The sequence below is a fragment of the Pseudomonas sp. NFXW11 genome (genome assembly GCF_049887815.1).
Taxonomy (GTDB): Bacteria; Pseudomonadota; Gammaproteobacteria; order Pseudomonadales; family Pseudomonadaceae; genus Aquipseudomonas.
In genome coordinates, this window is the sequence record NZ_JAGEKI010000009.1 from 203,204 (window position 1) to 218,250 (window position 15,047).

At 63.7% G+C, this 15,047-nt stretch carries 12 protein-coding genes; 7 read left to right on the top strand and 5 right to left on the bottom strand.

Going from position 1 to position 15,047, the window contains the following annotated elements; genetic code table 11:
- Positions 1-9 precede the first annotated feature (9 nt).
- The 4 genes from J4P02_RS16335 to uvrD all read right to left on the bottom strand — a co-directional run bounded on the left by J4P02_RS16335 (position 10) and on the right by uvrD (position 4,318).
- Positions 10-417 (bottom strand): SMI1/KNR4 family protein, encoded by a 408-nt coding sequence (locus tag J4P02_RS16335; RefSeq protein ID WP_426192024.1) that lies wholly within the window; start codon positions 415-417, stop codon positions 10-12.
- Positions 418-555: 138 nt separating this feature from the next.
- Positions 556-1,431 carry a Tim44 domain-containing protein gene (locus J4P02_RS16340; RefSeq protein WP_426192026.1) on the bottom strand — a complete coding sequence of 292 codons (876 nt, stop codon included), beginning with the start codon at positions 1,429-1,431 and terminating at the stop codon, positions 556-558.
- 180 nt (positions 1,432-1,611) lie between these two features.
- Positions 1,612-2,052: an EamA family transporter gene (locus J4P02_RS16345; protein WP_426192028.1), complete on the bottom strand. Its 441-nt coding sequence runs from the start codon at positions 2,050-2,052 to the stop codon at positions 1,612-1,614.
- A gap of 82 nt (positions 2,053-2,134) precedes the next feature.
- Positions 2,135-4,318, bottom strand: a complete 2,184-nt coding sequence (gene uvrD / locus J4P02_RS16350) for a DNA helicase II (RefSeq protein ID WP_426192030.1) — start codon at positions 4,316-4,318, stop codon at positions 2,135-2,137.
- Positions 4,319-4,564: 246 nt separating this feature from the next.
- On the opposite strand from uvrD, the gene J4P02_RS16355 reads away from it, so the two are divergent.
- The 3 genes from J4P02_RS16355 (at position 4,565) to J4P02_RS16365 (ending at position 8,788) form a co-directional block, all read left to right on the top strand.
- Entirely contained in the window at positions 4,565-7,429 is a 2,865-nt protein-coding gene (locus J4P02_RS16355) for an EAL domain-containing protein (RefSeq protein ID WP_426192032.1), read from the top strand.
- 167 nt (positions 7,430-7,596) lie between these two features.
- Positions 7,597-8,463, top strand: coding sequence for a transcriptional regulator HexR (hexR, locus tag J4P02_RS16360; protein WP_426192034.1), 867 nt, complete (start codon positions 7,597-7,599; stop codon positions 8,461-8,463).
- Positions 8,464-8,575: 112 nt separating this feature from the next.
- Positions 8,576-8,788, top strand: a complete 213-nt coding sequence (locus J4P02_RS16365) for a PA3496 family putative envelope integrity protein (protein ID WP_426192036.1) — start codon at positions 8,576-8,578, stop codon at positions 8,786-8,788.
- Here the strand turns inward: J4P02_RS16365 and J4P02_RS16370 are convergent.
- Positions 8,730-9,692, bottom strand: coding sequence for a LysR family transcriptional regulator (locus J4P02_RS16370; RefSeq protein WP_426192038.1), 963 nt, complete (start codon positions 9,690-9,692; stop codon positions 8,730-8,732). The two genes, J4P02_RS16365 and J4P02_RS16370, sit on opposite strands and share 59 nt — an antisense overlap.
- Positions 9,693-9,882: 190 nt before the next feature.
- On the opposite strand from J4P02_RS16370, the gene J4P02_RS16375 reads away from it, so the two are divergent.
- The 4 genes from J4P02_RS16375 to J4P02_RS16390 all read left to right on the top strand — a co-directional run bounded on the left by J4P02_RS16375 (position 9,883) and on the right by J4P02_RS16390 (position 15,033).
- Positions 9,883-11,298, top strand: a complete 1,416-nt coding sequence (locus tag J4P02_RS16375) for an acetyl-CoA carboxylase biotin carboxylase subunit (RefSeq protein ID WP_426192040.1) — start codon at positions 9,883-9,885, stop codon at positions 11,296-11,298.
- 93 nt (positions 11,299-11,391) lie between these two features.
- Positions 11,392-13,200: a sodium-extruding oxaloacetate decarboxylase subunit alpha gene (gene oadA / locus J4P02_RS16380; RefSeq protein WP_426192042.1), complete on the top strand. Its 1,809-nt coding sequence runs from the start codon at positions 11,392-11,394 to the stop codon at positions 13,198-13,200.
- A gap of 259 nt (positions 13,201-13,459) precedes the next feature.
- Positions 13,460-14,716 carry a type II toxin-antitoxin system HipA family toxin gene (locus tag J4P02_RS16385; protein ID WP_426192044.1) on the top strand — a complete coding sequence of 419 codons (1,257 nt, stop codon included), beginning with the start codon at positions 13,460-13,462 and terminating at the stop codon, positions 14,714-14,716.
- The gene (locus J4P02_RS16390) at positions 14,713-15,033 is read left to right on the top strand and encodes a helix-turn-helix domain-containing protein (protein ID WP_426192046.1); all 321 of its coding nucleotides are present in this window, start codon (positions 14,713-14,715) and stop codon (positions 15,031-15,033) included. Before J4P02_RS16385 ends, J4P02_RS16390 begins: the two co-directional genes overlap by 4 nt.
- The last annotated feature ends 14 nt before the right edge of the window (positions 15,034-15,047 follow it).

The following is a 15,047-nucleotide window of genomic DNA, read 5'->3' on the forward strand; positions in this document are numbered from 1 at the left end:
GCCAGGACCTCAGCTTTCCAGCCAGACGTCCCGAGCCCAGTGCCACACCGATTCCCAGGATTCCTCGGTGATCAGTTCTTCTTCGCCGGACCACAGCACCACGGTGCCGTCTTCCTCGACGCAGTAGTAGTCGTCGCCGTCCTGGCAGAGCGGAATCAGCTCGCGGGGTACACCGATGTCCCAGGCCGTCGCCGCCACTTCCGGCAGGTAGGTGTGGGATTGCGGGTCGGTAACGGTCACGGGTTCCAGGCTGCCGTACACCACATCGCTGACCGTCAACAGGAACTCCTTGAAGACGAACGGGATATTGATGAACAGCTGTTCCTCAATTTCCACCAGCATGTCTTCGTCCGGCAGCTCCAGGGGGACGGGTACTGGTTCGTTGGCTTCTCGCAGTTGTTCGATGACTTCTTCCACGGCCTGGGTCCTCTTAGCTTCTATGGCGCGGTTTATTTGACGGCGGTTTATACAGTAGCTCGCTATAAGTGCAATCGTGAAATGCAAAACCCCGACCTGAGTCGGGGTTTTGCCTTACTGCTGTGACAGCGGAATGAATCAGCCGTTCTGGCGGATACCTGCCACCAGCCATGGCTGGTTGTCGCCCTGGGCGCGTTCCATGTTCCAGCTTTCGCTGAAGACTTCGCCCTGGTCGAAGCGCGAGGTCTTCGACACACCGCTGAAGGTCAGGGTGGCGATGGTCTTCTCGGCACGATCATCCACGCCTTCAAGTTGCACTTGCAGGTTGTCGATGTAGGTGGACTGGAAGCCGTCGCCCAGATCGGCACGTTCCTGCTTGAGGAATTGCAACATCTGCGGGGTCACGAACTCGGCGATCTTGTCCATTTCGTTGGCGTCCCAGTGTTGCTGCAGGGACTGGAAGTGGTTGCGCGCGGCCTCGATGAAGCGCTCTTCATTGAACCAGGCCGGGGCGTTGATCACGGGGCGTGCGGCAGGTGCAGCCGAACCACCGAAGATCGAACCGCCGGCAGGTGGCTGCGGCTGGAAGGCTTCACGTTGCATTGGCGCATGGCCTGCCGGCGCGAACTGCTCCTGCTGCTTGCGACGACGGGCGGCGATGAAGCGGAAGATCACGAACGCGATGACCGCCATGATCAGGATGTCGAAGATCTGCATGCCCTGGAAGCCGCCGCCCATGAACATGGACGCCAGCAGGCCGCCGGCGGCGATGCCGGCCAGAGGGCCGAGCCAGCGCGAAGCACCACCGGCCTTGGCCGCGGCGCCCGCAGCACCGGCTGCGCCAGCGGTGGCTGCAGCGGCAGGGGCGCCCGGAGCGGCGGGTGCCGCCTGGCGGGTCTGGTGGGTAGGCGCCGCGCCGGCGCTTTTGCCGCCACCAAAGCGCTTGGCGTTGGCATCGAGGCTCATCGTCAAGCCGATGCACAGCGCCATGGCGATGCTAAGAAAACGTTTCATAAAGGGGATTCCCATTTGTGGTTGCACGCGCGCCATATTGCACAGGTGAAGTGACAGTGGCGAGCGGCATAATGTTTCGGGCTTTTGCCTGACAGGCTCGGTCCAGCGCTGTCGGCGCAGATGCTTCGCCGGTGGATTTTGGTCCCTGGGGACGCGGTTATGGTGCAGGTTCCGGAGGGTTCAGCGACGCAGTGCCAGCAGCACCACGCCGGCCGTGATCAGGCCGATTCCGCCCCATTGCCGCAGATCGAGTTTCTCCCCCAGCAGCGCCACGCCGATGATCGCGACGAACACCACGCTAAGCTTGTCCACAGGAGCCACCAACGAGGCGGGGCCGAGCTTCAAGGCGCGAAAGTAGCACAGCCAGGACGCGCCCGTGGCCAATCCGGACAGCAGCAGGAACAGGTAGCTTTTGGAGGAAATAGATCCCAGGGACTGATATTGGCCCGTTGCGTACAAAATCAAGGCCAGGCTGACCAGTACCACGCAGGTGCGCAGCAGGGTGGCGAAGTCGGAATTGACGTTTTCTATCCCGACTTTGGCGAAGATCGCCGTCAATGCGGCGAAAACCGCCGACAACAGGGCCCAGAATGTCCACGAGGAAAAAAAGCCTGAACCCATGTTCGCGCTGCCCTTTTTGCACTGACCTGTAGGAGCCGGCTTGCCGGCGAAGAGGCCCTGGAGCCGATCTTCGCCAGTGAGGTTAGATGGCTTCCAGCTTGGCGTAGCCCAGCATCAGCCATTTGCTGCCTTCGCTGAAGTTCACCTGGACCCGGGCCTGGGCGCCGGCGCCTTCGAAGTTGAGGATCACCCCGTCGCCGAATACCGAATGGCGGACCGCCTGGCCCAGGCTCAGGCCAGTCTCCGGAATCGCCGTGCCGCCGAACAGGCTGCTGGTGCTTTGCGACTGGCCGCCGCCGAAAGGTCGGCTGACGCTGTTGGACAGACGCACTTCCTGAATCAGCCCCTTGGGCACTTCGCGTACGAAACGCGACACCTTGTTGTAAGTCTCGCTGCCATACAGGCGGCGGGTTTCTGCGTAGGTCATCACCAGGTTCTGCATCGCCCGGGTGATGCCGACATAGGCCAGGCGCCGTTCTTCCTCAAGGCGGCCGGGTTCTTCCAGGCTCATCTTGTGCGGGAACAAGCCCTCTTCCATGCCCACCAGGAACACATAGGGAAATTCCAGGCCCTTGGCGCTGTGCAGGGTCATCAGCTGGATGCTGTCTTCATGCTCGTCGGCCTGGGTATCGCCGGCTTCCAGGGAGGCATGGCCGAGGAAGGCCGCCAGCGGCGTCAGGTCTTCGTCCTCTTCGCTGTTCTCGAAGTTGCGCGCGGCGCTCACCAGTTCCTCGAGGTTTTCCACTCGGGCCTGGCCTTTCTCGCCCTTTTCCGCCTCGTGGTAGGCAATCAGACCGGACTGTTCGATCACCGTCTGGGTCATCAGGTGCAGGGGCATGTCCAGGGTCTTGGCCGCGAGGTTCTCGATCAGCTCGATAAAGGCCCCGAGGGCGCCGGCGGCACGGCCGGTGAGGCCCTTGTTGGCCACCAGCTGGCGCATGGCTTCCCACATCGATACATCGCTGTGGCGCGCGTGCTCGCGAATCGCCTCGACGGTCTTCTCGCCGATGCCCCGGGCCGGCACGTTGATCACCCGTTCCAGGGCCGCATCGTTGCCACGGCCTTCCAGCAGGCGCAGGTAGGCCATGGCGTTCTTGATCTCGGCGCGCTCGAAGAAGCGCTGGCCGCCATAGATGCGGTACGGAATGCGCTCGCGCAGCAGGGCCTCTTCCAGCACCCGGGACTGGGCGTTGGAACGGTAGAGAATGGCGATGTCGCTGCGGGCCATGCCGGTCTTCAGCGCGCTTTCGATGGTTTCCACCACATAGCGGGCTTCATCGTGCTCGTTGAAGGCGGCGTACAGGTTGATGGCCTCGCCGTCGCCGCCGTCGGTCCACAGCTCCTTGCCCAGGCGCCCGGTGTTGTTGGCGATCAGGGCGTTGGCGGCCTTGAGGATGCCGGCGGTGGAGCGGTAGTTCTGCTCCAGGCGGATCACTTCGGTGTCGGGGAAGTCGGCGGAATACTGGTGGATATTCTCGATCTTCGCCCCGCGCCAGCCGTAGATCGACTGGTCGTCGTCGCCCACCACCATCAGGCTGTCACCGCCCTTGGCCAGCAACCGCAGCCAGGCGTATTGCACGGCGTTGGTGTCCTGGAACTCGTCCACCAGCACGTGACGGAAGCGCTTCTGGTAGTGCGCCAGCAGGCCCGGGTGATCGCGCCACAGGTCCAGGGCACGCAGCAGCAATTCGGAGAAATCGATGACCCCGGCGCGCTGGCAGGCGGCCTCGTAGGCTTCGTAGATGCCACGCATGGTGGCCAGGTACAGGTCGCCGCTGGCCTGGATATGCTGCGGGCGCAGGCCTTCGTCTTTTTGCGCGTTGATAAACCACTGGGCCTGGCGGGCCGGCCAGCGTTGCTCGTCCAGGCCCAGCTCGCGGATCACCCGCTTGACCAGGCGCTGCTGGTCGTCGCTGTCGAGAATCTGGAAGGTCTGGCTCAGGCCGGCTTCCTGCCAATGGGCTCGCAGCAGGCGGTGGGCCAGGCCGTGGAAGGTGCCGACCCACATCCCTGCCGGGTTGATGCCCAGCAGTTGCTCGATGCGGTGGCGCATCTCGGCTGCGGCCTTGTTGGTGAAGGTCACCGACAGGATCGAGTGCGGCGAGGCGTTTTCGACCTGGATCAACCAGGCGATACGGTGCACCAGCACACGGGTTTTGCCGGAGCCAGCACCGGCCAGGACCAACTGACGACCCACGGAGGCGGCTACGGCCTGGCGTTGGGCATCGTTGAGGGAATTCAACAGGAGAGAGAGATCATCGCGCATCGGCGCATTCTAGGGGGCGACGCCACCCCGGGCAAACCCGGCAGTGCATTAGCCGATAAAACAGCGGTGGGGGACGACCGGCCGGTCACGGGCCGCAGCGGTTGGCGCTTCTTGCCCGGGCACTTTCGCGGTGGATGAGCGGCGCGCAGTTTTATCGATTTTATGACTTGGAGCAGTTTGGCTCGCGCCTGCGCTTGTGTATGCTCCGGCGACGTTTCAGGCTCAACCATTATAAGAACACTGCCTATGACCCTTAACCCCGACCTGTCCGGGCCCTTCGTCGAGCTGCGGGTCATCCGTCAGCGCTACGCCGTCGAGATGGCGGTGGAGCGTACACGCCTGCTGTATCAGGGCTCGCTGCTGCCGACCCTGTTCATGCTGCTCAATGGCCTGGTATGCACCTGGTTGCTGTGGAACCCGACGCGCTATCTGTTACTCAGCATCTGGATGGTCTGGCTGCTGGCCCTGGTGGCCCTGCGGGTGATCCAGGTGGCGGCGTTCGACTCGGCGATTCCCAGTCGGCAGGCGCAGCCGGTGTGGCAGCGGATGTTTCTCCTGGGTTCCACGGTCAGCGGCCTGACCCTGGCCTGCGCCGGTATCGCCCTGGTGCCCACCGACAGCTTCTTGCAGCAGGCCTGGGTGTTCGGCCTGATCGGCGCGGCGATCCTCTCTGCCAGCGTGGCTTATGCGGTCAGCCTGCAGGCCTTTCTTTCCTTCACCTTGCCTTGCCTGTTGCCGGCCATCGCCTACCTGTTCTGGGGGGGCGACGAACAACAGCGCGGCTGGGGCTGGCTGGGACTGATTCTGCTGGTGTCCCTGAGTGTGGTGGCCTGGCAGGTCAACCGGCTGATCCAGGGCGGCCTGTTGCGGCGTTTTCAGAACCAGGCGCTGATCGAGCACCTGCAGGACGCCCAGGCTCGCAGCGAGCAGCTCAACCGCGAGCTGGCCCGGGAAGTTGAACAGCGCCGCCGCGCCGAGGAGCAATTGCGCCAGGCCCAGGTCGGCCTGGAGCAGCGGGTGGTGCAGCGCAGCCTGGAGCTGGACGCCGCCAACCAGGCCCTGAGCAAGAGCGAGGCACGCCTGGCCCTGGCCCTGAGCGCCAGTGAACTGGGGCTGTGGGACTGGAACCTGGAAACCGACGAAGTCCATCACACCCAGCTCAAGGAGCTGTTCGGCCTGGAGCCCGAGGGCGTCACGGCGATGCTCAGCCATCTCAAGCCGCGCCTGCACGCCGAGGACCTGCCGCTGCTCAAGCGCGCCCTGGTGGAACACCTCAAGGGCCGCAGTGAGGATTACCAGGTGGAGTACCGGGTGCGTCACGGCGATGGGCACTGGGTCTGGGTCGAGGATCGGGGCCGAGCGGTGGAGCGCGCGGCCGATGGGCGGGTGCTGCGCATGGTGGGCACGCGGCGCGATATCAGCGCCGACAAGGAGCAGGAAGTGCAGCGCAACCTGGCGGCCACGGTGTTCGAGGCGGCCAGCGAGGGCATTGTCATCCTTGATCCGGACTATGCCCTGATCGCCGCCAACCAGGCCTTCAGCCGGGTCACCGGCTACCAGATCGAAGACATGCTCGGGCGCAATGTGGTGGAACTGCCCTGCAGTCGCGACGCCCGTCGGCATTACCCGCTGATTCACCAGGCCCTGGAGCAGTACGGCAGCTGGCAGGGCGAGCTGGTGGAAACCCGCAAGAGCGGCGAGCTGTATCCACAGTGGCTGCAATTGAATGCGGTGCGGGACAAGCGGGGGAAAGTGCGGCATATCGTCGGCTTCTTCGCCGATCTTTCCGCTCGCCGTGAGTCCGAGGAGCGCATGCGCTACCTCACCCACTATGACGAGCTCACCGGGCTGGCCAATCGTTCGCTGTTCCGTGAACGGCTGCGCGAGGCTCACCAGCGGGTGCGCCAGGGCGGTCGCAGCCTGGCCTTGCTGCATATCGACCTGGACCGCTTCAAGCTGCTCAACGACAGCCTCGGTCATGAAGTGGCTGACCAGTTGTTGCAGAAAATGGCCCGGCGCCTGGTCAATGCCCTGCCCGAGGCCGACACCATCGCCCGCTTGTCCGGGGACGAGTTCGCCGTGCTGTTCGATGCCTACGGCAGCCTGTCGAGCCTGACCCGGGTAGCGACCCGGTTGCTGAGCAAGCTGCGCCTGCCGATCACCGTCGAAGGCCATGAGCTGGTGGTCAGTGCCTCGATCGGCATCAGCATGCTGCCCGACAGCGCGCGGCAGATTCCGGCCCTGATCAGCCAGGCGAACATGGCCATGGTCCATGCCAAGCACCTGGGGGGTAACAACTTCCAGTTCTACACCGAGAGCTTGCAGGCCAGCACCCTGGAGCGCCTGCAACTGGAGAACCAGCTGCGCAAGGCCATCGAGGAAGACCAGCTGATGGTGTTCTATCAGCCCAAGCTGTGCCTGGCCACGGGCCGCCTGAATGCCGCCGAAGCCCTGGTGCGCTGGGAGCATCCGGTGCTGGGGCGGGTGCCGCCAGGGGACTTTATCGGCCTGGCCGAGGAAACCGGGCTGATCGGCCCGATTGGCGAGTTCGTGCTGCGCCAGGCCTGCCTGCAAGCCTGTGAGTGGCAGCGCCAGGGCCTGGAGCCGATTCGCGTGTCGGTGAACTTGTCGGTGCACCAGTTGCGCCAGGGCAAGCTGGTGAGCCTGGTGCGCCAGGTGCTGGAGGAAACCGGCCTGGCGCCGCATTTTCTCGAACTGGAGCTGACCGAAAGCCAGTTGCTCGACAGCGTCGAGCACATCATCGCCACCTTCCAGCAGCTGCGTGACCTGGGGGTGAAGCTGGCCATCGACGACTTCGGCACCGGGTATTCGTCCCTGAGCTACCTGAAGCGGATTCCGGTGGACTACGTGAAGATCGACCAGGCGTTCATCCGCGGCCTGGCCGAGGGTGGCGAAGATGCGGCAATCACCCGGGCGATCATTGCCATGGCCCATGGGCTGTCGCTGAAAGTGGTGGCCGAGGGGGTGGAGGAGCCGGCCCAGCTGAACTTCCTGCGGGCCGAGGGCTGCGATGAAGTGCAGGGCTACCTGATCAGCCGCCCGGTGGATGCCGACGGCCTGGCGCTGCTGTTGCGGGCTCAGGCCCGGTAGCTGCCGACGCGGTGCGCCGCAAGGGCTACATAAGTCGTACCCGGCTGAAAATGGGGGGCAGGCAGGCAAGTTAGTGATGCATTGAACGGGCAAAAAGCCGATTCCTGTAGTATAACTACAAGCTCGCTACATCCCCGGCACCCGCCAATAACAATGAGTCCAGCCCTTTGAACCTGTTGCAGCACATCGCCCAGTCACGTCATCTGTTACGCAAATCGGAACTCAAGGTCGCCGATCACGTGCTCCTTGATCCGGCGGCCGTAATGCACAGCTCCATGGCGGACCTGGCGCACAGCGTGGGCATCAGCGAGCCGACCATCGTGCGCTTCTGCCGGGCCATCGGCTGCTCGGGGTTCCAGGACCTCAAGCTCAAGCTGGCGCAAAGCCTTGCGGCCGGGGCCAGCTTCGGCCAGTTCGCGATCCATGAAGACGATTCCGTCGCCGACTACAGCCTGAAAATCTTCGACACCACCCTGCACACCCTGATGGAAGTGCGCGAGAAGCTCGATCCGGTGGAGTTGCAGCGGGCCGTGACCCTGATGTCCCAGGCCCAGCGCGTGGAGTTCTACGGTTTTGGCGCCTCGGGCGCGGTGGCGGCGGATGCCCAGCACAAGTTCTTCCGCCTGCTGCTGACCGCTGCGGCCTATTCCGACCCGCACATGCAGGCAATGTCGGCGGTCACCCTCAAGCCCAGCGACGTGGCCATCTGCATTTCCCAGTCCGGACGCTCCAAGGACCTGCTGATCACCGCCAACCTGGTGCGCGAAAGCGGCGCCTCGCTGATCACCCTGTGCCCGAGCCAGACCCCCTTGGCCGAGCTGTCCACGGTCAACCTGGCCATCGACGTGCACGAGGACACCGAGATCTACACCCCGCTGACCTCGCGTATCGCCCACCTGGTGGTGATCGATGTGCTGGCGATGGGCGTGGCCATGGCCCGTGGCCCGAGCCTGGTCAACCACCTGAAAAGCGTCAAGCGCAGCTTGCGCAGCCTGCGCCTGTCGCCCAAGGCGGTCAAAGCCCTGGACGATTGAGCCGGGCCTGCCGGGCGCGGTGAATGTTCATCGTCCTGTAACCGACCCGCCGCCAAACCGTAACTGCCGACGTCCATCGTGAAGCTCCCGTACTCGCATTGGGAGACTCGAAATGGCCCGGCCTTACGAAGACAGCAACAGCGCAGTCAAAACCCGCCGTCAGCAGGAAGACCAGCGGCGCATGGAATTTCGTCGTGCGATCGAGCACCGCTCGGAACTGCGCCGCCTGCAGCAGGAATTCAACGATTACCCCGAGCTGGAAGCCGTCAACTACTGGCAGGCGGCCCCGGCAGCTTCCCGTCAAAGCGCGCAACCAGCCCGCTGATCTGCACCCGCTCACTGCGGATAAAGCCCAGGAAGGCATGGGCTACAGGTGACAGGCGCTTGGCCTTGGCCTGCACCAGGCACCAGCTGCGCAGCAATGGCAGCTCTTCGACCGGCAACTCGATCAAGCCGCCGGTCGCCAACTCAAGGTTCAGGGCGTGGCGCGTCAGCAAGGCCACGCCCAGGCCTGCCCGCACACACTCACGCTGAGCTTCCGCCGACGACACTTCGAGAATCTGCGTGAAGTGCACGCGCTTCTCCTTGAAGTATTCCTCGCAGGCCAGGCGCGTGCCCGACCCCTGCTCGCGCAGCACCAGGGTGTAGGGCTCCAGGTCTTGCAGGCGCAGCGCGCCCATATGGCTCAGGGGGTGATCCGGCGGGGCCACGGCGACGATCGGGTTGTTGAGGAAGGGCAAGAACTCCAGCTCCATGTCCTGGGGCACCATGGACATGATCACCAGGTCGTCGCGGTTGTCCGAAAGCCGGCGGATCACCTGGGCCCGATTGACCACCGTCAGTTGCAGGTGCACTTCCGGGTGCTGGCGCTTGAACGCGGCGAACAGGTGCGGCACGAAGTACTTGGCGCTGGACTCCACCGCCAGCTTGAGCTGGCCCTGCAGCGAGCCCTGCATGTCGGAAAGCTGCATGTCGAGGTTTTCCAGGCGCCCGAAGATGTCCCGGCTGGCCCGTTGCAGGGCTTCGGCGGCCTCGGTCATGTAGAGCTTCTTGCCCACATAGTCGAACAGCGGCTGGCCGATCAGCTCCTCCAGCTGGCGAATCTGCAGGCTCACCGCCGGTTGGGTCAGGGCCATTTCCTCGGCGGCGCGGCTGTAGGAGCGCAGATCGCAGACTTCATTGAAGATCTGTAGCTGACGCAAAGTCAGCCTCATCAGGGACTTACGCATTTCTTCAGGGCTCGCGCCAAGGGGTGGTGAAGCGACTATAAGTCTTTACTTATGACCAGCCCAATAATTATTGATTTTTGTTAATCCCTCCTCGGAGCTAGTGTGTCGCTGCGACTGGCTTGAAACATTTGGTCACGCGCCGACTCGGTCTAGCGGGTCGTTTGTGTCAACGGCTCAAGGGAACCTCCAAGTGATAAAAAAGATCCTGATTGCCAACCGCGGTGAGATCGCCGTACGAATCGTGCGTGCCTGCGCCGAGATGGGCATACGTTCGGTGGCGATCTTCTCCGACGCCGATCGCCATGCCCTGCATGTTAAGCGTGCGGACGAGGCCCACAGCATTGGTGCCGAGCCCCTGGCCGGCTACCTGAACCCGCGCAAGCTGGTGAACCTGGCGGTGGAAACCGGCTGTGATGCCCTGCATCCCGGCTATGGCTTCCTCTCGGAAAATGCCGAGCTGGCGGATATCTGCGCCGAACGCGGGATCAAGTTCATTGGCCCGTCGGCGGAAGTGATCCGGCGCATGGGCGACAAGACCGAAGCCCGCCGCAGCATGATCAAGGCCGGCGTGCCGGTGACCCCGGGCACCGAAGGCAACGTGGCGGATATCCACGAAGCCCTGACCGAAGGCGATCGCATCGGCTACCCGGTGATGCTCAAGGCCACCTCCGGCGGTGGCGGCCGCGGCATTCGTCGCTGCAACAGCCGTGAAGAACTGGAACAGGCCTTCCCCCGGGTGATTTCCGAGGCCACCAAGGCCTTCGGCTCGGCGGAAGTGTTCCTGGAAAAGTGCATCGTCAATCCCAAGCACATCGAGGCGCAGATCCTCGGCGACAGCTTTGGCAACGTGGTGCACCTGTTCGAGCGCGACTGCTCGATCCAGCGGCGCAACCAGAAGCTCATCGAGATTGCCCCGAGCCCGCAACTGACCCCGGAACAGCGCGCCTATATCGGCGACCTGTCGGTGCGCGCGGCCAAGGCCGTGGGCTACGAGAACGCCGGCACCGTGGAGTTCCTGCTCGCCGATGGCGAGGTGTACTTCATGGAGATGAACACCCGGGTCCAGGTGGAACACACCATCACCGAGGAAATCACCGGCATCGACATCGTCCGTGAGCAGATCCGCATTGCCTCGGGCCTGCCGCTTTCGGTCAAGCAGGAAGACATCCACCACCGTGGTTTTGCCCTGCAGTTCCGCATCAATGCCGAAGACCCGAAGAACAACTTCCTCCCCAGCTTCGGCAAGATCACCCGTTACTACGCTCCCGGCGGCCCTGGTGTGCGCACCGACACGGCGATCTACACCGGCTACACCATTCCGCCGTTCTACGACTCCATGTGCCTGAAGCTGGTGGTCTGGGCCCTGACCTGGGAAGAAGCCATGGACCGTGGCCTGCGCGCCCTCGACGACATGCGTCTGCAAGGGGTGAAGACCACTGCGGCCTACTACCAGGAAATCCTCCGCAACCCGGAATTCCGTAGCGGCCAGTTCAATACCAGCTTCGTCGAGAGCCACCCGGAACTGACCAACTACTCGATCAAGCGCAAACCCGAAGAGCTGGCCCTGGCCATCGCCGCCGCCATCGCCGCCCACGCAGGCCTATGAATTAGCAGCGGCAAGTTTTCAGCGGCAAGCAACAGCCGATTGGCTTGTTCTTGCAGCTTGTAGCTTGAAGCTCGCCGCTATGAGGAGATACCAATGACTAAAAAGATCTTCGTTACCGACACCATCCTGCGCGACGCCCACCAATCGCTACTGGCGACCCGCATGCGCACCGACGACATGCTGCCGATCTGCGACAAGCTCGACAAAGTCGGCTACTGGTCCCTGGAAGTCTGGGGCGGCGCCACCTTCGACGCCTGCGTGCGCTTCCTCAAGGAAGACCCCTGGGAGCGCCTGCGCAAACTGCGCGCGGCGCTGCCCAACACCCGCCTGCAAATGCTCCTGCGCGGGCAGAACCTGCTGGGCTATCGGCATTACAGCGACGACGTGGTCAAGGCGTTCGTGGCCAAGGCGGCGGTCAATGGCATCGATGTGTTCCGCATCTTCGACGCCATGAACGACGTGCGTAACCTGCGGGTGGCCATCGAAGCGGTAAAGGCCGCGGGCAAGCATGCCCAGGGCACCATCGCCTACACCACCAGCCCGGTGCACACTATCGAGGCCTTCGTGGCCCAGGCCAAGCAGATGGAAGCCATGGGCTGCGACTCCATCGCGATCAAGGACATGGCCGGCCTGCTGACCCCCTACGCCACCGGCGAGCTGGTCAAGGCGCTGAAGGCCGAGCAGTCGCTGCCGGTATTCATCCACTCCCACGACACTGCCGGCCTGGCCGCGATGTGCCAGCTCAAGGCCATCGAGAACGGCGCCGACCATATCGACACCGCCATCTCCAGCTTCGCCTGGGGCACCAGCCACCCGGGCACCGAGTCCATGGTCGCGGCCCTTAAAGGCAGCGAATTCGACACCGGCCTGGACCTGGAGCTGCTGCAGGAAATCGGCCTGTACTTCTACGCGGTGCGCAAGAAGTACCACCAGTTCGAAAGCGAGTTCACCGCAGTGGACACCCGGGTGCAGGTCAACCAGGTGCCCGGCGGGATGATTTCCAACCTGGCCAACCAGCTGAAAGAGCAGGGCGCGTTGAACCGCATGAACGAAGTGCTGGCCGAGATCCCGCGGGTGCGCCACGACCTGGGCTACCCGCCGCTGGTGACCCCGACCTCGCAGATCGTCGGTACCCAGGCGTTCTTCAACGTGCTGGCCGGCGAGCGCTACAAGACCATCACCAACGAAGTGAAGCTCTACCTGCAAGGCGGCTACGGCAAGGCGCCGGGCCAGGTGGACGAGCAACTGCGGCGCCAGGCCATCGGCAACGAAGAGGTGATCGACGTGCGCCCGGCCGACCTGCTGAAGCCGGAAATGACCAAGCTGCGCGGCGAAATCGGCGCCCTGGCCCATAGCGAAGAAGACGTGCTGACCTACGCCATGTTCCCGGACATCGGGCGCAAGTTCCTCGAAGAGCGCGAGGCCGGCACCCTGGTGCCGGAAGCGCTGCTGCCGATTCCCGAGGCGGGCGGCGTCAGCAAGCCGGGCGGCGAGGGCGTGCCGACCGAGTTCGTCATCGACGTGCACGGTGAAACCTACCGCGTCGATATCACCGGCGTAGGGGTCAAGGCCGAAGGCAAGCGTCACTTCTACCTGTCCATCGACGGCATGCCGGAAGAGGTGGTGTTCGAGCCGCTCAACGAATTCGTCGGCGGCGGCAGCAGCAAGCGCAAGCAAGCCAGCGAGCCGGGCCATGTGAGCACCGCCATGCCGGGCAATATCGTCGACGTGCTGGTCAAGGAAGGCGACGTGGTCAAGGAAGGTCAGGCGGTACTGATCACTGAAGCCATGAAGATGGAGACCGAAGTCCAGGCGGCCATTGCCGGCAAGGTCGTGGCCATTCACGTGGCCAAGGGCGACCGGGTCAACCCGGGCGAGATCCTGATCGAGATCGAGGGCTGAGTTCAGGCCTTCATCTGCAACTGTTTACCTCGGGGGGGCTACGGCCTCCCTTTTTTTGCCTGCAATTTGTGCGGTAAAGGGGGGGAGGGTTGAGAAAATAAAATGCTTTTTACTGCATTCTGATAGGTAGAGTTTGGTTGTTAATGCATTAAAATACATTAAATAGAATATTGAATATTAATATGTGTATTAAAATGCAGGTGTTTCAGTGTTGCGGCTGACCTTACAAATCCATCACGCAGGGGCCTGGAGCGATGCCATGACCCTGGCGTTCGAGCGGCCCGAAGCGGGCTTCGCCAGCCCCTGCCACTTCGGTTATGTGCAGCAATACCTGGTGCACAACCTCGAAGCCGTTGGCAGCCCGCTGGCCCGTTCGGTCAGTGCCCTGGTGCCCCTGGGTTGGGAGCCCTGGCGGGAAGAGCGGGCCCCGGCCTTTCTCTATGACCTGACCCCCACAGGCGCCGCCGCAGGTTCTGCCCTGGAACAGATCGGTCACGAACGGCCGGACGGCGTCAGCGCCGAGTTGTTTCTGCTGGCTCGCTGCGGCGCCGCGCCGCTGGGCAACCTGCGGATCAAGGAATCGCTGGCGGCATTGGGGCGCAGGCCACTGCGGGGTTTCTCCCGGGAGCAGGTGAGCCAGCTCGACAATCGCTTTCTCGAATATGCCCAGGAGCAGCGCGTGGCCCTGGGGGGCGCGGCCAATGACCTGCTGCTGAGCCAGGGCCGTGATGGCCTGTTCTACCCCGACGTGTTGCTCGACGATGGCGCCACGCTAGCCCATTGGCGGGTGAAGCTGCCGCGCAACCCGGCCAGCCAGCAGGATGACGACATTCTCAGGAGCGAGTTCCACTACTACCGGGCCCTGCAGCAACTGGGCATCGATACCGTTCCGGTCCAGGGGCTGGCGCTGGAAGAGGCAAGCAGGCCGAGCCTATGGATGCAGCGCTTCGACCGCCGGGTATCGGCGCAAGGGGTCGAGCGGTTGGCGCTGGAGTCGATCTATTCCCTGGCCGGGCTGGTGGGGCATGGCCAGGGCATGCGCCATACCGAGGTGCTGGGCATCCTCGCCGAACTGTGGCGAGCCACCGGCCAGGCAGCGTCGATCCCCGAACTGGTGGCGGATTATCTGCGGCGCGACCTGCTGAACAAGATCCTCGGCAACTCGGACAACCATGGCCGCAGCCTCGCGGTTATCCGCAGCGACCAGGGGGTACGGCTGGCGCCGATCTACGACTTGGCGCCCAGGGTCATGGACGCGGCAGGCATTACCCGCACCCTGAAATGGCCCGGGCGCATGGAAGTGGCCGGCGAAGTGGACTGGCGCCTGGTTTGCGCCAGCCTGAAGCCGCTGACCGATCCCGAGGCTGCCCTGGCGCGGCTGCGCGAAGACGCCGAGCGCCTGCGGGCCCTACCCGACCTGCTGAGCGCCAGCGGCCTGCCCGCGGTGACCCTGAACCATCCGCGCATTCATCTGCGCGATCTGGACCAATGCCTTAAGGAGTGGGGTTTGCGATGAACATGAGCCTGGAGCAGCGAGGCGCGCTGATCGACGAGATCCAGCAGGAACTGGCCGCCGGCCGCCTGTCCCTGGGGGATGCGGTGCGACGCCTGCGCACCGAAGTCACGGGCCTGCACCAGAGCCAGTTCGCCCGCATGTGCCGGATTTCCCTGCGCACCCTGATCCATATCGAGCACGGTGATGGCAACCCGACCCTCAAGTCACTGACCGCGGTGTTCAAGCCTTTCGGCTTGCAGATGGGCGTGGTGAAAGTGCAGAAAACCAGCCGTGCCCGTTCGTTGCTCAACTCGCTTGAGCGCCCGCTACAGCCATAACGGCAAACACATCA